This is a genomic window from Streptomyces sp. 351MFTsu5.1, from assembly GCF_000383655.1.
GTDB lineage: Bacteria > Actinomycetota > Actinomycetes > Streptomycetales > Streptomycetaceae > Streptomyces > Streptomyces griseorubiginosus.
This window is the reverse complement of the sequence record NZ_KB911798.1, coordinates 121,042-137,234: the sequence shown is the minus strand read 5'-3', so window position 1 is coordinate 137,234 and position 16,193 is coordinate 121,042. Positions and strand designations below refer to the sequence as shown.

At 72.8% G+C, this 16,193-nt stretch carries 16 protein-coding genes; 10 read left to right on the top strand and 6 right to left on the bottom strand.

Features of this window, described 5'->3' with window-relative positions; genetic code table 11:
* Nucleotides 1–27: 27 nt before the first annotated feature.
* Complete coding sequence (locus H295_RS0137625) at nt 28–690, top strand: DedA family protein (protein WP_020140524.1); 663 nt, start codon at nt 28–30, stop codon at nt 688–690.
* A gap of 92 nt (nt 691–782) precedes the next feature.
* On the opposite strand, the gene H295_RS0137620 is transcribed toward H295_RS0137625, so the two are convergent.
* Entirely contained in the window at nt 783–1,316 is a 534-nt protein-coding gene (locus H295_RS0137620; RefSeq protein WP_020140523.1) for a gamma carbonic anhydrase family protein, read from the bottom strand.
* Nucleotides 1,317–1,421: 105 nt separating this feature from the next.
* Here H295_RS0137620 and H295_RS0137615 point away from each other — a divergent pair, with 105 nt between their 5' ends.
* Nucleotides 1,422–2,177 carry an acyltransferase gene (locus tag H295_RS0137615; RefSeq protein ID WP_020140522.1) on the top strand — a complete coding sequence of 252 codons (756 nt, stop codon included), beginning with the start codon at nt 1,422–1,424 and terminating at the stop codon, nt 2,175–2,177.
* A gap of 174 nt (nt 2,178–2,351) precedes the next feature.
* Here H295_RS0137615 and H295_RS0137610 read toward each other — a convergent pair whose 3' ends face one another.
* Complete coding sequence (locus H295_RS0137610; protein ID WP_020140521.1) at nt 2,352–3,209, bottom strand: EamA family transporter; 858 nt, start codon at nt 3,207–3,209, stop codon at nt 2,352–2,354.
* 93 nt (nt 3,210–3,302) lie between these two features.
* Between H295_RS0137610 and H295_RS0137605 the strand changes: the two genes are divergently transcribed.
* Nucleotides 3,303–3,875 (top strand): helix-turn-helix domain-containing protein, encoded by a 573-nt coding sequence (locus H295_RS0137605; RefSeq protein WP_020140520.1) that lies wholly within the window; start codon nt 3,303–3,305, stop codon nt 3,873–3,875.
* A gap of 20 nt (nt 3,876–3,895) precedes the next feature.
* Nucleotides 3,896–4,453 carry a YbaK/EbsC family protein gene (locus tag H295_RS0137600; RefSeq protein ID WP_020140519.1) on the top strand — a complete coding sequence of 186 codons (558 nt, stop codon included), beginning with the start codon at nt 3,896–3,898 and terminating at the stop codon, nt 4,451–4,453.
* Nucleotides 4,454–4,585: 132 nt separating this feature from the next.
* On the opposite strand, the gene H295_RS0137595 is transcribed toward H295_RS0137600, so the two are convergent.
* The gene (locus H295_RS0137595) at nt 4,586–5,647 is read right to left on the bottom strand and encodes a cation diffusion facilitator family transporter (protein ID WP_020140518.1); all 1,062 of its coding nucleotides are present in this window, start codon (nt 5,645–5,647) and stop codon (nt 4,586–4,588) included.
* A gap of 63 nt (nt 5,648–5,710) precedes the next feature.
* Here H295_RS0137595 and H295_RS0137590 point away from each other — a divergent pair, with 63 nt between their 5' ends.
* Nucleotides 5,711–6,070, top strand: coding sequence for an ArsR/SmtB family transcription factor (locus H295_RS0137590; protein ID WP_043218617.1), 360 nt, complete (start codon nt 5,711–5,713; stop codon nt 6,068–6,070).
* A 58-nt stretch (nt 6,071–6,128) separates the two neighbouring features.
* Here the strand turns inward: H295_RS0137590 and H295_RS0137585 are convergent, their stop codons facing one another.
* The 3 genes from H295_RS0137585 to H295_RS0137575 all read right to left on the bottom strand — a co-directional run bounded on the left by H295_RS0137585 (nt 6,129) and on the right by H295_RS0137575 (nt 9,642).
* Nucleotides 6,129–7,340 (bottom strand): 4-hydroxybenzoate 3-monooxygenase, encoded by a 1,212-nt coding sequence (locus H295_RS0137585; protein ID WP_020140516.1) that lies wholly within the window; start codon nt 7,338–7,340, stop codon nt 6,129–6,131.
* 88 nt (nt 7,341–7,428) lie between these two features.
* Nucleotides 7,429–9,066, bottom strand: a complete 1,638-nt coding sequence (locus H295_RS0137580; protein ID WP_028810113.1) for an APC family permease — start codon at nt 9,064–9,066, stop codon at nt 7,429–7,431.
* A gap of 168 nt (nt 9,067–9,234) precedes the next feature.
* Nucleotides 9,235–9,642, bottom strand: a complete 408-nt coding sequence (locus H295_RS0137575) for a CoA-binding protein (RefSeq protein ID WP_020140514.1) — start codon at nt 9,640–9,642, stop codon at nt 9,235–9,237.
* A gap of 202 nt (nt 9,643–9,844) precedes the next feature.
* On the opposite strand from H295_RS0137575, the gene H295_RS0137570 reads away from it, so the two are divergent.
* From H295_RS0137570 to H295_RS0137550, 5 genes are all read left to right on the top strand, one after another.
* A complete protein-coding gene (locus H295_RS0137570) occupies nt 9,845–10,561 on the top strand; it encodes a hypothetical protein (RefSeq protein WP_028810112.1) in 717 nt (238 codons plus the stop codon).
* The gene (locus tag H295_RS0137565) at nt 10,558–11,100 is read left to right on the top strand and encodes a SixA phosphatase family protein (RefSeq protein WP_028810111.1); all 543 of its coding nucleotides are present in this window, start codon (nt 10,558–10,560) and stop codon (nt 11,098–11,100) included. Before H295_RS0137570 ends, H295_RS0137565 begins: the two co-directional genes overlap by 4 nt.
* A gap of 182 nt (nt 11,101–11,282) precedes the next feature.
* Entirely contained in the window at nt 11,283–11,909 is a 627-nt protein-coding gene (locus tag H295_RS0137560; RefSeq protein ID WP_020140511.1) for a YigZ family protein, read from the top strand.
* A 103-nt stretch (nt 11,910–12,012) separates the two neighbouring features.
* The gene (locus H295_RS0137555; RefSeq protein ID WP_020140510.1) at nt 12,013–13,176 is read left to right on the top strand and encodes an exonuclease SbcCD subunit D; all 1,164 of its coding nucleotides are present in this window, start codon (nt 12,013–12,015) and stop codon (nt 13,174–13,176) included.
* Nucleotides 13,173–16,166 carry an AAA family ATPase gene (locus H295_RS0137550; protein WP_020140509.1) on the top strand — a complete coding sequence of 998 codons (2,994 nt, stop codon included), beginning with the start codon at nt 13,173–13,175 and terminating at the stop codon, nt 16,164–16,166. The genes H295_RS0137555 and H295_RS0137550 overlap by 4 nt, the downstream gene beginning before the upstream one ends.
* Nucleotides 16,167–16,193 lie beyond the last annotated feature (27 nt).

Genomic DNA, 16,193 nt, shown 5'->3' with positions numbered 1-16,193 from the left:
CGGAACGCGACTCAGGAGGAACCGGCGTTGCACGTCCAGGAATGGCTCGACACCGTGCCCCCGGCCGCCGTCTACGCCCTGGTGGGCCTGGTCATCGGCCTGGAAAGCCTGGGCATTCCGCTGCCCGGAGAGATCATCCTGGTCTCGGCCGCGCTGCTGTCCTCACAGCACGCCGGGATCAACCCGGTGGTGCTCGGCGCGTGCGCCAGCGTCGGGGCGGTCGTCGGCGACTCCATCGGCTACGCCATCGGGCGCAAGGGCGGACGGCCGCTGCTCGCCTGGCTCGGCAACAAGTTCCCCAGGCACTTCAGCGAGGGCCATGTCGCCACGGCGGAGCGGTCCTTCGAGAAGTGGGGCATGTGGGCGGTGTTCTTCGGCCGCTTCGTCGCCCTGCTGCGGATCTTCGCGGGCCCGCTCGCCGGGGTGCTGCGGATGCCGTACTGGAAGTTCCTGATCGCCAACGTGCTCGGCGGGATCGTCTGGGCGGGCGGCACGACGGCCGTCATCTACTACGTCGGGATCGTCGCGGAGTCCTGGCTGAAGAAGTTCTCGTGGCTGGGGCTGGTGCTGGCCGTGCTGATCGGACTCACCTCGATGCTCGTGCTCAGGCGCAAGGCGGCCAAGGCCACGGCGACGGCGGCGGCCCAGAAGCAGGCGGCCGAGCCGGAGGCCGTCCCGGCGGCGGACTGACCCGACACCGCACCGACGCCTGCCGCCGCACCGACGCCTGCCGCCGCACCGACGCCTGCCGCCGCACCGGCCCTGCCCGATCCACCCGATCCTTAAGGCGTCCCGTGCACCTCGTCGTGGGCCTTGGCCAGGTCGGCGTAGAGCGTCCCGTTCAGGGTGACCCCCTGGCGCTCCTCCTCCGTCAGCTCCCGCCGGACCTTCGCGGGCACGCCCGCCACCAGTGAGCCCGGCGGCACCTGCATGCCCTGCGGCACCAGGGCCTGGGCCGCCACCAGGGAACCCGCGCCGATCACCGCGCCGTTGAGGACCGTGGCGCCCATGCCGATCAGGCAGTCGTCCCCGACCGTCGCGCCGTGGACGACGGCGTTGTGGCCGACGGACACCCGCTCGCCGATGGTGACGGGGAAGCCGGGGTCGGCGTGGAGCGTGCAGTTGTCCTGGATGTTGCTCTGGGCGCCGACTGAGATGCGTTCTACGTCGCCGCGGGCCACCGCGCCGTACCAGAGGCTGGCCCCGGCCCGGAGCGTCACGTCCCCGATCACCGACGCCGTGGGCGCCACGAAGGCCGCTTCGTCGATCGCCGGTTCCTTTCCGCCGATGCCCGTGATCAAAGCCCTGTGCGCCATGTCGCCTCCTGGTTCGGGATATCCCGAACCGTACGCCACCCGGTGGGGCGAAGATCACAAGCCCCGCCTCTCATCCGGACAGCGTGCGCTCAGTACGGTGACCTCGTGCCGAAAAGCAAGAACACGTTCTCATCCTGGCGGGGCCGCCTCGCACAGCGCGCTGTCCACGCGGGCTGGGCCTGGGTGCAGCGCACCGGCTCTGTCACCGCCGAGCGCCCGGGACGCCTCCGCTTCGGCGCGCTGGGGGCGCACAGCCGGCTGGCCTTTCCGCTCGGCACGGTCTTCGGTGAGCCGTGGATCCATGTCGGCTCCCACTGCATCGTCGGCGAGCAGGTCACCCTGACCGCGGGCCTCATGCCCGACCTCGACCTCGGCCCGGAGCCGATCCTGCGCATCGGCGACGGGGTCGTGCTGGGGCGCGGCAGCCATGTCATCGCCGACACCACGGTGACCATCGGCAGCGACTGCTACTTCGGGCCCTACGTCTACGTGACCTCGACGAATCACTCCTACGACGATCCCCACGAGCCCATCGGCAAGCAGTGGCCGCGGATGGAGCCGGTCGAGATCGGGCCGGGGTGCTGGATCGGGACCGGGGCGGTGATCCTGCCGGGCGCGCGGATCGGACGGAACGTCGTGGTCGCCGCCGGGGCGGTGGTCCGGGGTGTGGTGCCGGACCACGCCGTGGTGGCGGGGGCGCCCGCCCGGGTCGTACGGCGGTGGACCGCGGAGGAGGGCTGGCAGCCGCCGCTGCGCACGCCGGCGCCGGTGCCGATTCCTCCGGGGGTCACGGCGGAGGGGTTGAGCGCGTTGGCGGGGTTGGACGAGGCGGCTGTGGCGAGGTTGGCTGAGCTGGACTGAGGGTGCCCAAGGGGGTGGTGGGTGCCGTTGTCTGGCGGCTGCGGGTGAGTGGGGGCTTGTCGCGCCCACGCGGCGGAGCCGCACATGGACACAGCCCCGCGCCCCCAAAAGGCGTGTTGCAGCGTTACCCCGTTGGTAAGCGCAGCGTGCCCCAGCAGGGGTGCTTCCCTGCTCCTACCCCGTCGCCAGGAGCACCGTGCCCACCAGGGCCAGACCCGCTCCCATCGCCTGGAGGGACCTCAGTCGTTCCCTGAGGAAACCCCGGGCCGCCAGGGCCGTCACCACCGGGTAGAGGGAGGCCAGTACCGCGGCCACGGTCACCGGGCCGTGCTGGGCGGCGACCGCGTAGGTGCCGTTGGCCGCCACGTCCGCCAGGCCGACGAAGGCCAGTGCGGGGAGGGACCGCCAGGGGAAACCGGTGTCCGGGAGGGCGGGGGCGCCCCGGCGGACCGAGACGTACAGTGCGGCGCCGCCCACTCCCACATTGACCACACGCTGCACGAACAGGGCCAGGAACAGGCCGGTGACGGTGGCGGACGCCTCCGCGATCAGGGCGAACACCGTGCCGAAGCCCAGGGCCGCGACCAGCGACAGGACGATCGCCCGGCGCTGCACCGGAGCGCCCCGCAGCTGGGGGCCGCCGGCCAGGACGACCCCGGTGACGGCTACGGCGATCCCCGCGGCCTGCACCAGTCCGGGCCGTTCGCCGAGGAAGAGGCCGACGCCGACCGGGACCGCCACGCCCAGTGTGCCCAGCGGGGAGACGACCCCCATCGGACCCAGCGCGAGCGCCTTGTAGAAGCAGATCAGCGCGACCGGTCCCACCAGGCCCGCGGCGAAGGCGAACCAGAGGCGTGGTCCGGCCTCGCTCCAGCCGCCCGTGGCCACCACGATCGCCCCGAGCACGACCGCGGCGACCGCCTGCGAGACGACCACCACCGTGAGCGCCGGGAGCCGTCGGGTCAGCACCCCGCCGCCGAAGTCGGCCAGGCCCCACAGCAGGCTGGTGGCCAGGGCGAAGAATGCCGTCACGGGGTGCCTCGCAGTACAGTTCGGTGAACGATCGGGTGCACCCCACCGTAGTTCATTCAATTGCACTGTGTCATACACAATATTGGACGTGACGTGTCGGACCTCGACCTGCTGACCCAGTCCCTCGCGCGCAACGTCAAGCGCTGGCGGACCGACCGCGGCTTCACCCTGGACACGCTCGCCGCCCGGGCCGGAGTCAGCCGCGGCATGCTGATCCAGATCGAGCAGGCCCGCACCAACCCCAGCCTCGGCACCGTCGTGAAGATCGGCGACGCGCTCGGCATCAGCATCACCACTCTGCTCGACTACGAACAAGGCCCCAGGGTGCGGGTCGTCCCGCCCGAGCAGGTGGTCCGGCTGTGGAGCACCGAGGCGGGCAGCTGGAGCCGGCTCCTCGCGGGCGCGGAGGCCCCGGGGCCGCTGGAGATGTGGGAGTGGCTGATGATGCCGGGCGAGAGCAGCCGGTCGGATCCGCACCCCGTCGGCACCGTGGAGATCCTGCACGTCACGGAGGGCGAGATGACCCTGACCGTCGACGGTGTCGAACACCGGGTCCCCGCCGGGGCGAGTGTCACCTTCGAGGCCAACGCAGAGCACATGTACGCCAACCAGGGCGACGTCCCCGCCCGGTGGATGCTGGCGGTCTCCGTGCCCGGGGTGTCCTGAGCGGCTGTTAGCGTGCCGCCATGGACGCGCCCCTCGGACACTTCGACCACGCCACCCCTGCCCCCGACGCCCTCGACGTACTGACCGGCCCGGTCGCCGACGCCGTACGTCACTGGAGCGGCAGCGTCCCCGCCGAGCAGATCGTGTACGTCGACACCGACCCCCGCTGGGCCGACACGGCCGTCTTCGTGGAGCACTACGGCCGCGAGCTCCTGGAGCGGTCGGCGAACTGCGTGGTCGTCGCGGGCAGGCGCGGCAGCGAGACCACGCTCGCGGCGTGCGTGGTGCTGTCCACCGCCCGGGTCGACGTGAACGGTGCCGTCCGCCGCCAACTGGGCGCCCGCAAGGCGTCGTTCGCCTCGATGGACACGGCGACCGGGGAGACCGGCATGGAGTACGGCGGCATCACCCCGCTCGGACTCCCGGCCGACTGGCCGCTGTTGGTCGACCCTGCCGTCGTGGACCTGCCCTATGTCCTCGTCGGCAGCGGGCGTCGACGCGGAAAGCTGCTGGTGCCGGGGAAGGCGTTCGCCGAACTGCCGGGCGCGGTGGTGCTGGAGGGGCTGGGCGTGGCTTGACGCCTCACGGGGCCTGACGCCTCGCAGGGCCTGACCCGCGCTGGACCTGCCCCGTTACGGGGCTGGAGCGCGGGTCTTCCTCGTCACCGTGGGGCCTTCTCCGTCACAGCGCCGGAGTGCGGGCCCGCCCCGTCACCGGGCCGGAGCGTGGTGGGCCAGGGCATGGTGCGGGTCCGTCCCGCCAGGCACCGGGGCCGGATCCGCGTGCACCAGTGCGGCGGTCAGGCGGGGTACGGCGTGCAGCAGGGCGTGCTCGGCCTCGACGGCGACGGCGTGCGACTGACGTACCGTCATCTCGCCGTCCACCACGACCGCCACCTCCGCGCGCAGCCGGTGCCCGATCCAGCGCAGCCTCAACTCCCCGACCTCGCACACGCCTTCGACTGTCCGCAGCGCGCTCTCGGCACGGTCGACCAGGGCCGGATCGACGGCGTCCATCACCCGCCGGAACACCTCGCGTGCCGCGTCCCGCAGGACGAGGGCGATCGCGGTCGTGATCGCCAACCCCACGATCGGGTCGGCGAGTTGCCAGCCGAGGGCGGAGCCGCCGGCCCCGACGAGCACGGCCAGTGAGGTGAACCCGTCGGTGCGGGCGTGCAGTCCGTCCGCGACCAGCGCCGCCGAGCCGATGTCCCGGCCCACCCGGATGCGGTACCGGGCCACCCATTCGTTGCCCGCGAAGCCCAGCAGCGCGGCTACCGCGACCGCCGGGACATGGGCGACCGGACGCGGGTCCAGCAGCCGGTCGACCGCCGCCCAGCCCGCGAAGGCCGCGCTCGCCGCGATGGTCAGCACGATCGCGATGCCCGCGAGATCCTCGGCGCGGCCGTAGCCGTAGGTGAAGCGGCGGGTGGCCGCGCGCCGGCCCAGCACGAAGGCGATGCCCAGCGGGACGGCGGTCAGCGCGTCCGCCGCGTTGTGCACGGTGTCGCCGAGGAGGGCGACGGACCCGGACACGACCACCACGACCGCCTGCGCCAGGGCCGTCACGCCGAGCACGGCGAGGGAGACCCACAGGGCGCGCATGCCGCGGGCGGAGGACTCCAGCGCGGAGTCGAGCTTGTCGGCGGTCTCGTGGGAGTGGGGGGTGAGGAGGTGGGCGAGACGGTGGCGCAGGCCGTGCCGGGGGTGTTCGTGCGGATGGTCGTGGGCGTGTCCGTCGTCGTGCCCGTGGTGATGGCCGTGGTCGCTCACGTGGTGCTCCTTCCGGTGCGCGCGGGAGTGGACGTGCCGTGCCCACGGAGCCATTATGTGCGTATGAGCGCACGCATGCACCTATCACCTGCGCACGATGCGCATCCGCGCAGCCCCGGCGAGGAACAGTTCGCCCTGGCCGCCGAGATCCTCGCCCTGCTCGGCGACCGGACTCGGCTGACCCTGCTGCACGCCCTGACCGGGGGAGAGGCCGATGTCACGACTCTCACGGAGGCGTGCGGGGCGGCGCGGCCGGCCGTCAGCCAGCATCTGGCGCGGCTCCGGCTGGCCGGTCTCGTGACCACGCGCAAGGAGGGGCGCCGGGTGATCTACGCGCTGCCCGACGGCCATCTGCGCCGGCTCGTCGACGAGGCGCTGAACGTGGCCGACCACCGGCTCAGCGACCGGCCGGTGCACGACTGACGGCCCGGCGGGGGCCGGGGTCGGGATCGGGGTCGGGGCCGGGATCGGGGCCGGCGGTTCAGTACGCGGACGCCGTACCGAGGTACTGCTCCGCGAACGCGGCGGCCGCCGCGGGGGAGGTGAACAGGCGGCGGAGGCGGGCGAAGGTGGTGCCCGCGCGGTACTCGTCGCCCGAGGAGGTGCCGTGGTAGACCTCCGAGAGCCACTGCGAGAACTCCTGGTAGTCCCACACGCGCCGCAGACAGGTCTCCGAGTAGCCGTCGAGGCCGCTGCCGTCGTCCTTGCCGAGGTAGGCGACGAGCGCGTCGCCGAGCAGGAAGGCGTCGTGCAGGGCGAGGTTCATGCCCTTCGCCGCGATCGGCGCGGTCAGGTGGGCGGCGTCGCCGGCGAGGAAGAGCCGGCCGAATGTCATGGGTTCCACCACGTAGTTGTGCATGTCGAGGACGCGCTTCTCGATCAGCCGTCCCTCGGTGAGCGGCGGGGTGCCGTCCGCGCGCAGACGTGACTGGAGCTCGCTCCACACGCGTTCGTGGGACCAGTTCTCCGGGTCGTCGCCGGGCGGGCACTCCAGGTAGTAGCGGGTGACCTCGGGGCTGCGGGCCATGTGCCCGGCGAAGCCGTGCGGATGGATGCCGAACAGGACGCAGTCGGAGGACGGCGGCGCCTCGGCGAGCAACGCCAGCCAGCCGACGCCGTAGTCGTGCCGTGAGACGGTCGCGGTCGGCGGCAGGACCGTACGGGTCACCCCGCGCGCCCCGTCGCAGCCCGCCACGAACTCGCACTCCACCAGGTGTCGTTGACCGCTCTGCGCATCGGTGTACGACACGGAGGGCCGGGGCGATTCCAGGTCGTGGAGCTCGATGTCCTGGACGCCGAAGCGGATCTCGCCGCCCCGCTCGTCGGCGTACTCGCGCACCAGGTCCGTCACCAACAGGGGCTGCGGATAGACGAAGTGGTGCTGTCCCGTCAGTTCGCCGTAGGAGAAGCGGAAGCGGTCGCCGGCGAAGCGGAACTCGCACTCGGTGTGCAACTGGGCCCGCTCCAGCAGGGTGTCGGCGAGACCGCGCCGCTCCAGACCGCGGACGGCCCACTCCTCGATGACCCCCGCGCGCGGCCGCTGTTCGATGAACGCGCGGGTCTCCGCCTCGAGGACGAGGCAGTCCACGCCCGCGGCCCGCAGGATGTTGCCGACCGTCAGTCCGGCGGGTCCGGCACCGACGATGACGACAGGAAAACGCTGTGCGGCACCGGAGTTGGGGTGGGAGGTCACCCGGCCATTATGTCGGCGCCCCGGTGGGACGGGTACGCGGGCCGGATGCCTCCACGCGCGGAGGCATCCGGCCCGCTCCCTCCGGGTGTCAGTGCGCGGGCGCGTCCGTGACGACGACCTCCTGGATGCTGCGCTCGATCTGGGCCGCCGGGGACGCGGTGGCGCGGGCCCAGTAGTAGATCGCCAGGGAGAACACCGCGATCAGCAGGATGTCCCACCACAGCGCGATCCGGCCCGAGCCGCCGAAACCGCCCTGCCAGGAGATCAGGCCCATGCCCACCAGGTAGACCGGCAGCCACTGGGCGGCCTTCCAGTCCATGCGGGGCGCGTCCGGCAGCCGCTTGGCGATCGCGTAGAGGGCATAGCCGCCGAGCAGCACATAGCCCAGGACGATCGCGATGCCGAGCCGCCACAGGGTGTTCCAACCGGCCCAGTAGATGATGAGGTTGGCGACCACGAACGACACGGGGGACAGGACCGAGCCCGCGGGCAGCCGGTAGGGCCGCTCGTGCCGGGGCAGCCGGTCGCTGAAGACGCCGTACGCCAGCGGGGCGCCCGCGTACATCAGAACGCTCGCCGAGGTGATGAAGCTGACCAGCTGCTGCCAGCTCGGGAAGGGCAGGAAGCAGACCACGCCGGTCACGAAGGAGATGGCGAGGCCGAACCACGGCACGCCCCGGTCGTCGGTGCGCTCGAACAGTTTGGGCGCGTAACCGTTCTTGGACAGGCCGTAGGAGACCCGGGAGGTGGCGGTCGTGTAGATGAGACCGGTGCCGCCCGGTGAGATCACGGCGTCCAGGTAGAGGATCCAGCCGAGCCAGCCGAGGCCCACGAGGGTCGCGAGACCGGCCCAGGGGCCGCTGATGCCGGCGTAGTCGAGCTTCGCCCAGCCGTGGGCGAAGGAGCTGTGCGGCAGCGCGCCGATGAACACGACCTGGAGCAGCACGTAGATGACCGCGCCGATGGCGACCGAGCCGATGGTCGCGCGCGGCAGGTCGCGCTTGGGGTTGCGGCTCTCGCCCGCCAGCTGGATCGCCTGCTCGAAGCCCAGCAGCGCGAAGATGATGCCGCTGGTGCTGATCGCGCTCAGCACGCCCTTGGCGCCGAACGGGGCGAAGCCCTCGGAGTGGAAGTTGCCCGGGTGGAAGTTGCCGACCGCGATGATGAAGATGGTCGCCAGGGGCACGGCGATCTTCCACCAGGTGGCGGCGCTGTTGGTGTGCGCGAGCACCCTCACACCGAGGAAGTTGACGATCACGAAGACGGCCATGAGGACGATGGCGACGAGGAATCCGCTCGTGGTGAGCGTCTTGTCGGCGTGCTGGAATCCCTGCGCCCACGACCAGTGACCGGCATAACCGATCATCGCCTCGACCTCGATCGGTGCGACGGTCGCGGCCTGGAGCCAGGAGAACCAGCCGAACGACATTCCGGCGAGACCGCCGAAGGCATAGTGGGGATATCGGGCGGTGCCACCCGCCACCGGGAACATTCCACCGAGTTCGGCGTGGACCAGGGCGAGCAGCACGATGGCGACAGCGCCGATGACCCACGAGATCACGGCGGCGGGGCCGGCCACGACGACCGCCTCCTGCGCGCCGTACAGCCAGCCCGAGCCGATGATGGAACCGACCGAGGCCCACATGAGCCCGATCAGCCCTATGTCCCGCCGCAGGCTGCTGCCCGGCGTCCCCTTTATTCCAGGTGCTGAATCGACGCTTACCATAATTTAGGGGGCCTCTCACGAAATACACACAATTGCTGTGTGAGGGGCCTCAGATTACGAATCAACAGCCTTTGGATTAAAGGAGGTTGTCGTATATTTGACTGGCTTACGGGGAATTAATTGCGAGCGTTTCAGGAATTCGAGAGGGAGAGCGGAGAGGGATCGGAATCAGCCCAGGCGGGGGATCTCGATGGCCGGGCACTTGTCCATGACCATCTCCAGACCGGCGGCGCGGGTACGGGCGTACGCGGACTCGTCGATGACGTCCAGTTGGAACCACACGGCCCTCGCGCCCTTGGCGACCGCCTCGTCGGCGACCGCTCCCGCGAGGTCGCTGTTGACGAACACGTCGACCACGTCGACGTCGAACGGGATCGCCGTCAGGGAGGGGTAGCCCTGCTCGCCGTGCACCGTCTCCGCCTTCGGGTGCACCGGCACGATGCGCTTCCCGTAGCGCTGGAGGACGCCGGCCACGCCGTACGCCGCGCGCCGCTGGTTCGAGGACAGGCCCACGACGGCCCAGGTGTCACCGAGCTCGGTGAGGATCTTGCGGATCGTTGCGGGGTCGCCGTACACGCTCGGTCTCCTTGAAGTCGGTGCGGTCGCTGTGGCGGACAACAGTGCGCGGGGCGCGGTGATTCCTCGGCCGTTCGGCCCGGCCTCTCGGTCGATCCCGGCCCGGCCCCTCGGCTGATCCCGGCCCGGCCGAATGACGTCCCGTGTCAGCAATCCGCGCCAGTCGCCCGCGCCGGGCCCGCCGTCGGCCTACGCTCGCCACGTGCTGCGCATCATCGACGCCCGAACCGGCGAGCCCGTCGACGCCGTCCCCGCCCGCAGGGGCCTGACCCGAGTCGAGGCCCATGTGCCGGGCTACGACGGCTCCGGGCTCCGCGTCCTGCTCGTCGCCGACGTCCTCCTGCGGGCCCTGGAACTCGGCGGCACGCCCGTGTGGGCGCTGCTCACCGCGGACCGCGACCGGGCCGAACTGCACACCGGAGCCGCCGAGCTCGGCGTCCGGCCCTTCGAGGACGTGGAGGACGTCGGCCCCGCGTGGGGCGAGTCGCAGGTCATCCATGTGGTGGGGGAAGGCGGTGCGACGCCGGACGGCGTACGGGTCGCCGTCGCGCCCGTCGAGACCCTGAGCGATGTGGCGGGCACGGACCCCTCCGTCGTACGGCTCGCGCTGCTCACCCCGCCCCGGAACGCACCCGTGCGGCTCGACGAGAGCGCCCTGGGCCGGGCCCAGGAGACCCTCGTACGCTGGCGTCGGGCCGTCGCCGCGTGGGCGCGGCAGCCGTCCCGGCCCGTCCCCGACGAGGTACGCGGACGGCTCCGTACCGCCTGGGAGGACGACTTGGACGTACCCGGAGTGCTGCGCGTGCTGACGTGGGTCGAGGGGTCGGAGCTGCCGGAAGGTGCCCGCTTCGAGACGTACGCCTACGCGGACCGGCTGCTCGGCCTCGAACTCACCCGTGACCTGGGGTGCCCGTCATGATCGAGCGCGCCGGAGCGGGCCCGCTGCGCCGACTGGTCGTCCTCAGGCACGCCAAGTCCGCCTGGCCCGAGGGGGTCGCCGACCACGAGCGACCGCTCGGGCCGCGCGGACACCGGGACGCGCCGGAGGCGGGCCGGGTCCTCGCCGCGTCCGACCTGCTCCCCGACCTCGCCCTGTGCTCCACCGCCGTCCGTGCCCGGCACACCTGGGAACTGGCGTCCGCGCAGTGGGGGAGCCCGCCGCCGGTCCGCTTCGACCCGGAGCTGTACGGGGCCGACGTGCCCGAGCTGCTGGCGGCGGTGCGCGGTACACCGCCCGAGGTGGTGACGCTGCTGCTCGTCGGGCACAACCCCGGCCTGGAGGAGCTGATCCTGACTCTGGCCGGCGACGGCCTCGACGACTCGCTGGAGCAGCTACGCCTGAAGTTCCCGACCGCGGCGATCGCGGTACTGGCCTGGCACGGGCCAACCTGGCGCTCCCTGGACCCGGGCGCGGCGCTGCTCACGTCCGTGATGGTGGCGCGGGGGCGGAAAGGGTGAGGGGTGTGTCGTACGGCGCTCGGTCCGCGGACCGAGCCCCCGCGCACGGCTCGGCCATGGAGTCGCCGGTGCCATTCGCAGGCGTCCGGTGCGGGGTCGGTAGCCCGGTCCCCGACCGAACCGCCCCGCGCCGGGCTCTGCCCCCGGCCCCACCCCCCCTCACCACGGACTACGCTGGCCCGATGCAGGACGAGTACCGCACAGTGGCCCGCGTGGGTGTGCATGAGGTCGAGGTCAATCGGTCGCGTTTTGTGTGTGCGCTCGCCCCCGTGGCCACCGAGCAGGAGGCGCAGGACTTCATCGCCGGGGTCCGCAAGGAGCACGCCGACGCCAGTCACCACTGCTACGCGTACGTCATCGGCGCCGACGCCGCGATCCAGAAGGCGAGCGACGACGGCGAACCCGGCGGCACCGCCGGTGTGCCCATGCTCCAGATGCTGCTCCGCCGCGACATGCGCTACGTCGTCGCCGTCGTCACCCGCTACTACGGCGGCGTCAAGCTCGGCGCGGGCGGCCTCATCAGGGCGTACGGCGGCGCGGTCGGCGCGGCCCTGGACACCCTCGGCACCCTCACCCGCCGCCGCTTCCGCCTCGCGACCGTCACCGTCGACCACCAGCGCGCCGGCAAGGTGGAGAACGACCTGCGCTCGACCGGCCGCACCGTCCGCGACGTCCGCTACGGCGAGGCGGTCACCATCGAGATCGGACTGCCGGACGCAGACGTGGAGGCGTTCCGGGCGTGGCTCGCGGACGCGACCGCGGGGACGGCGGGGCTCGAGCTCGGTGGAGAGGCGTACGGGGACGCCTAGTTGTGCTTTTCGGGCATAACGGGCCTGTCGGAGTGTGGTCATGACGGGTCGATACGGGAGTAACCGCACGTGATGTCAGACCCGGCCGTTAGGGTCGGGGATCATGAGGCTGCTGCACACTTCCGACTGGCATCTCGGCCGGGCCTTCCACCGGGTCTCCATGCTCGGGGCCCAGGCCGAGTTCATCGGTCACCTCGTCACGACCGTGCGGGAGCGCGCGGTGGACGCGGTGGTGGTGTCGGGAGACGTGTACGACCGCGCGGTCCCGCCGCTCGCCGCGGTCGAGCTGTTCGACGACGCGCTGCACCGCCTCGCCGACCTCGGCGTGCCCACCGTGATGATCTCCGGGAACCACGACTCGGCCCGCCGCCTGGGGGTCGGCGCGGGACTGATCGGGCGCGCCGGTGTCCACCTGCGGACCGAGCCCGCCGCGTGCGGCACACCGGTGGTGCTCGACGACGCCCACGGAGCTGTGGCGTTCTACGGGCTCCCCTATCTCGAACCTGCCCTCGTGAAAGACGAGTTCGGCGTGGCGAAGGCCGGGCACGAGACCGTGCTCGCCGCCGCCATGGACCGCGTCCGCGCCGATCTCGCCACCCGCGCGCCGGGCACCCGGTCCGTCGTCCTGGCCCACGCCTTCGTCACCGGCGGCGAGGCCAGCGACAGTGAGCGGGACATCACGGTGGGGGGAGTGGCCGCCGTCCCCTCCGGCGTCTTCGACGGGGTGGACTACACCGCCCTCGGCCACCTGCACGGCAGCCAGACCATCACCGAGCGCGTGCGCTACTCCGGCTCCCCGCTACCGTACTCCTTCTCGGAGGCCGACCACCGCAAGAGCATGTGGCTGATCGACCTGGACGCCGAGGGCGCGATCAGCGCCGAGCGCGTCGACTGCCCCGTACCGCGCGCGCTGGCCCGCATCCGCGGGACGCTGGAGGAACTGCTCGCCGATCCCCGGCTCGTGCACCAGGAGGAGGCCTGGGTCGAGGCCACCCTCACCGACCCGGTCCGCCCGGCCGAACCGATGGCCCGGCTCACCGAGCGGTTCCCGCACACCCTCAGCCTGGTCTTCGACCCCGAGCGGGCGCCCGACGACCCCGACGTGTCGTACGCCCGGCGGCTGGCCGGACGCAGCGACCAGGAGATCGCGGAGGACTTCGTGGCCCATGTGCGCGGCGCCGGACCCGACGAGCGTGAACAGGCCGTGCTGCGGGACGCGTTCGACACCGTGCGAGCCGATGAGTCCGTCCGGGAGGTGGCGCGATGAGGCTGCACCGGCTCGACATCACCGCCTTCGGCCCCTTCGGCGGCTCCCAGACGGTCGACTTCGACGAACTCTCGGCCGCGGGACTGTTCCTGCTGCACGGCCCGACGGGCGCGGGCAAGACCTCCGTGCTCGACGGGGTCTGCTACGCGCTCTACGGCGCGGTACCGGGCGCCCGGCAGAGCGGCCAGGGACTGACACTGCGCAGCGACCACGCCGCCGCGGGCACCCGCACCTCCGTGACGCTGGAACTCACCGTGGCCGGACGGCGGTTGGAGATCACCCGGCAGCCGCCCTGGGAGCGCCCCAAGAAGCGCGGCTCCGGTTCGACGCTCGACAAGGCGCAGAGCTGGCTGCGCGAGTACGACGGCACGGCCGGGAGCTGGAAGGACCTGAGCCGGTCCCACCAGGAGATCGGCGAGGAGATCACCCAGCTGCTCGGCATGAGCCGTGAGCAGTTCTGCCAGGTCGTGCTGTTGCCTCAGGGTGACTTCGCGCGCTTCCTGCGGGCCGACGCCGAAGCCCGCGGCAAGCTGCTGGGCCGGCTCTTCGACACCCACCGCTTCGCCGAGGTCGAGAAGCGGCTGGCGGAGCGCCGCCGCACCGCCGAGGCGCAGGTGCGGGAAGGTGACGCCGCCCTGCTGGCCGACGCGCACCGTATGCAGCAGGCCGCCGGTGACGCCATGGAGCTGCCCGAGCTCGCCCCGGGAGAGCCGGGGCTGGCCGAGGCCGTCCTGAGCGCTGCCGCCGTCGCTCGTGCCACCGCCCGTGAGCAGCTGACGATCGCCCACTGCGGGCTCGCCGCCGCCGAGTCAGGTCAGGCCGCCGCCGAGCGCGACCTGGCCGACGTGCGCGAACTCGACCGGTTGCAGAGGCGGTTCGCCCAGGCACGCGAGCGTGCCACCCTGCTGGAGGAGCGCGCCGACGGCTATCACCAGGCGCAGGCCCGGATGGAGCGGGCGCGCAAGGCGGAGGCGGTGGCGCCCGCGCTGGAGCTGCGGGAGGCCGCCGAGGCCGAGCACCGGCGGGCCGCCTCGGCCGAGGCACGCGCGCGGGGGCTGCTGCCGGAGACGTTCGCGGAAGCCGGAGCCGCCGGACTCGCGAGCGCCGCACGCCGGTCCGCCGAGGAGCTGGGCGGGCTGGACTCCGCCCGGCGCGCCGAGCAGCGGCTCGGTCGACTCGTCGCCGAGCGGGCCGATCTGGAGCACGAGGAGCGGTCCGACGAGGACGTCCTTCAGGAAGCCGAGACCTGGCTCGCCGGCTGGGAGGAGTCCCGCGCGGGACTCCAACAGGGCGTGGAGTCGGCGCAGGAGGCGGCCACCCGAGCCGAACAGCTTGCCGTGCAGCAGGAGCCCGCCCGCAAGCGGCTCGCCGCCGCCCAGCAGCGCGACGAGTTCGCCCGGGACACCGACGACGCCCAGCGGCAGGTGATCGAGGCCACCGAGCGCGCCCTGAAGGCCCGCGCCGAGTGGCTGGAGGTGAAGGAACAGCGGCTGAACGGCATCGCCGCCGAACTGGCCGCACAGCTCACCGAGGGCGAACCGTGCGCGGTCTGCGGGGCCACCGAGCATCCCGCGCCCGCCCGCAAGGACGCCGGGCACGTCGACCGGGAGACCGAGGAGCGCGCCCTGGCCGCTTCCCAGCGCGCCGACGAACAGCGCGCCGAGGCCGAGCGGCGCCTCGCCTTCGTGCAGCGGGCCCTGGCCGCCGCCCAGGGCGAGGCCGGTGACACCTCCACCGGGGAACTCGCCGTCCAGGTGGAGGAGTTGGAGCGCGAGTACACCCGGGCGCGCGGCCTCGCCTCGGCGCTGCACACCGCGACGGAACAGCTGCGCCAGGCCGAGCGGGAACGCGAGCGACGCCTGACCGCCCAGCGCGAGGCCGCCGTACGCACCGCCTCGCGCGGCGCCCGCCGGGACGCGCTGGACCGGGAACGGACCGCCCTGGAAGCGGAGTTGGCCGAGGCGCGCGGCGATGCCGGCAGCGTGGCCGTGCGCGCCGCGCAGCTGGAGCGGCAGACCGCACTGCTCACCGACGCCGCCGACACCGCGCGCGTCGCCGAGGACACCGCCCAGCGGCTCAAGGACGCCGACGCCCGGCTCGCCGACGCCGCCTTCCGGGCCGGTTTCGACACCCCGGGGGCCGCGGCCGCCGCCCTCCTCGACGACGCGGCCCATCGCGACCTCCAGCAGCGGCTGGACGCCTGGCAGGCGGAGGAGGCCGCCGTCCGGGCCGTACTCGCCGAGACCGACTCCGCCGAGGCGTCCCGGCAGCCCGACGCCGACGTGACCGGGGCCGAGCGGGCCGCTGCCGACGCGGCCGGCCGGGTCCGGGAGGCCGCCTCCGCGCGGGACGCCGCCGCCCGGCGCTGCGCCGAGCTCGACCGGCTCTCCGCCCGTGCCGCCACCGGCCTCCGGCGGCTGGCTCCCCTGCGTGAGGAGTACGACCGGGTGGCCCGGCTCTCCGCGCTCGCCGCCGGCACCTCCGCGGACAACGAACGCAAGATGCGCCTGGAGTCCTATGTGCTCGCGGCCCGCCTGGAGCAGGTGGCGGCCGCCGCGACCGTACGCCTCCAGCGCATGTCGTCCGGCCGCTACACCCTCGTCCACTCCGACGACCGCAGCGGGCGCGGGCGCAGCGGTCTGGGACTGCACGTGGTCGACGCCTGGACCGGGCGGGAGCGGGACACGTCCACGCTGTCGGGCGGCGAGACGTTCTTCGCCTCGCTCGCCCTGGCCCTCGGTCTCGCGGACGTCGTCACCGACGAGGCGGGTGGGGTCCGGCTCGACACCCTCTTCATCGACGAGGGCTTCGGCAGCCTCGACGACCAGACGCTGGACGAGGTCCTCGACGTCCTGGACGCACTGCGGGAACGCGACCGCAGCGTCGGCATCGTGAGCCACGTGGCGGATCTGCGGCGGCGCATCCATGCGCAGCTGGAGGTCGTGAAGGGGCGGTCGGGGTCGGTGCTGAGACAGCGGGGCGGCGGCTGAGGCCGGCGCCGGCGGGTCGAGGCTGGG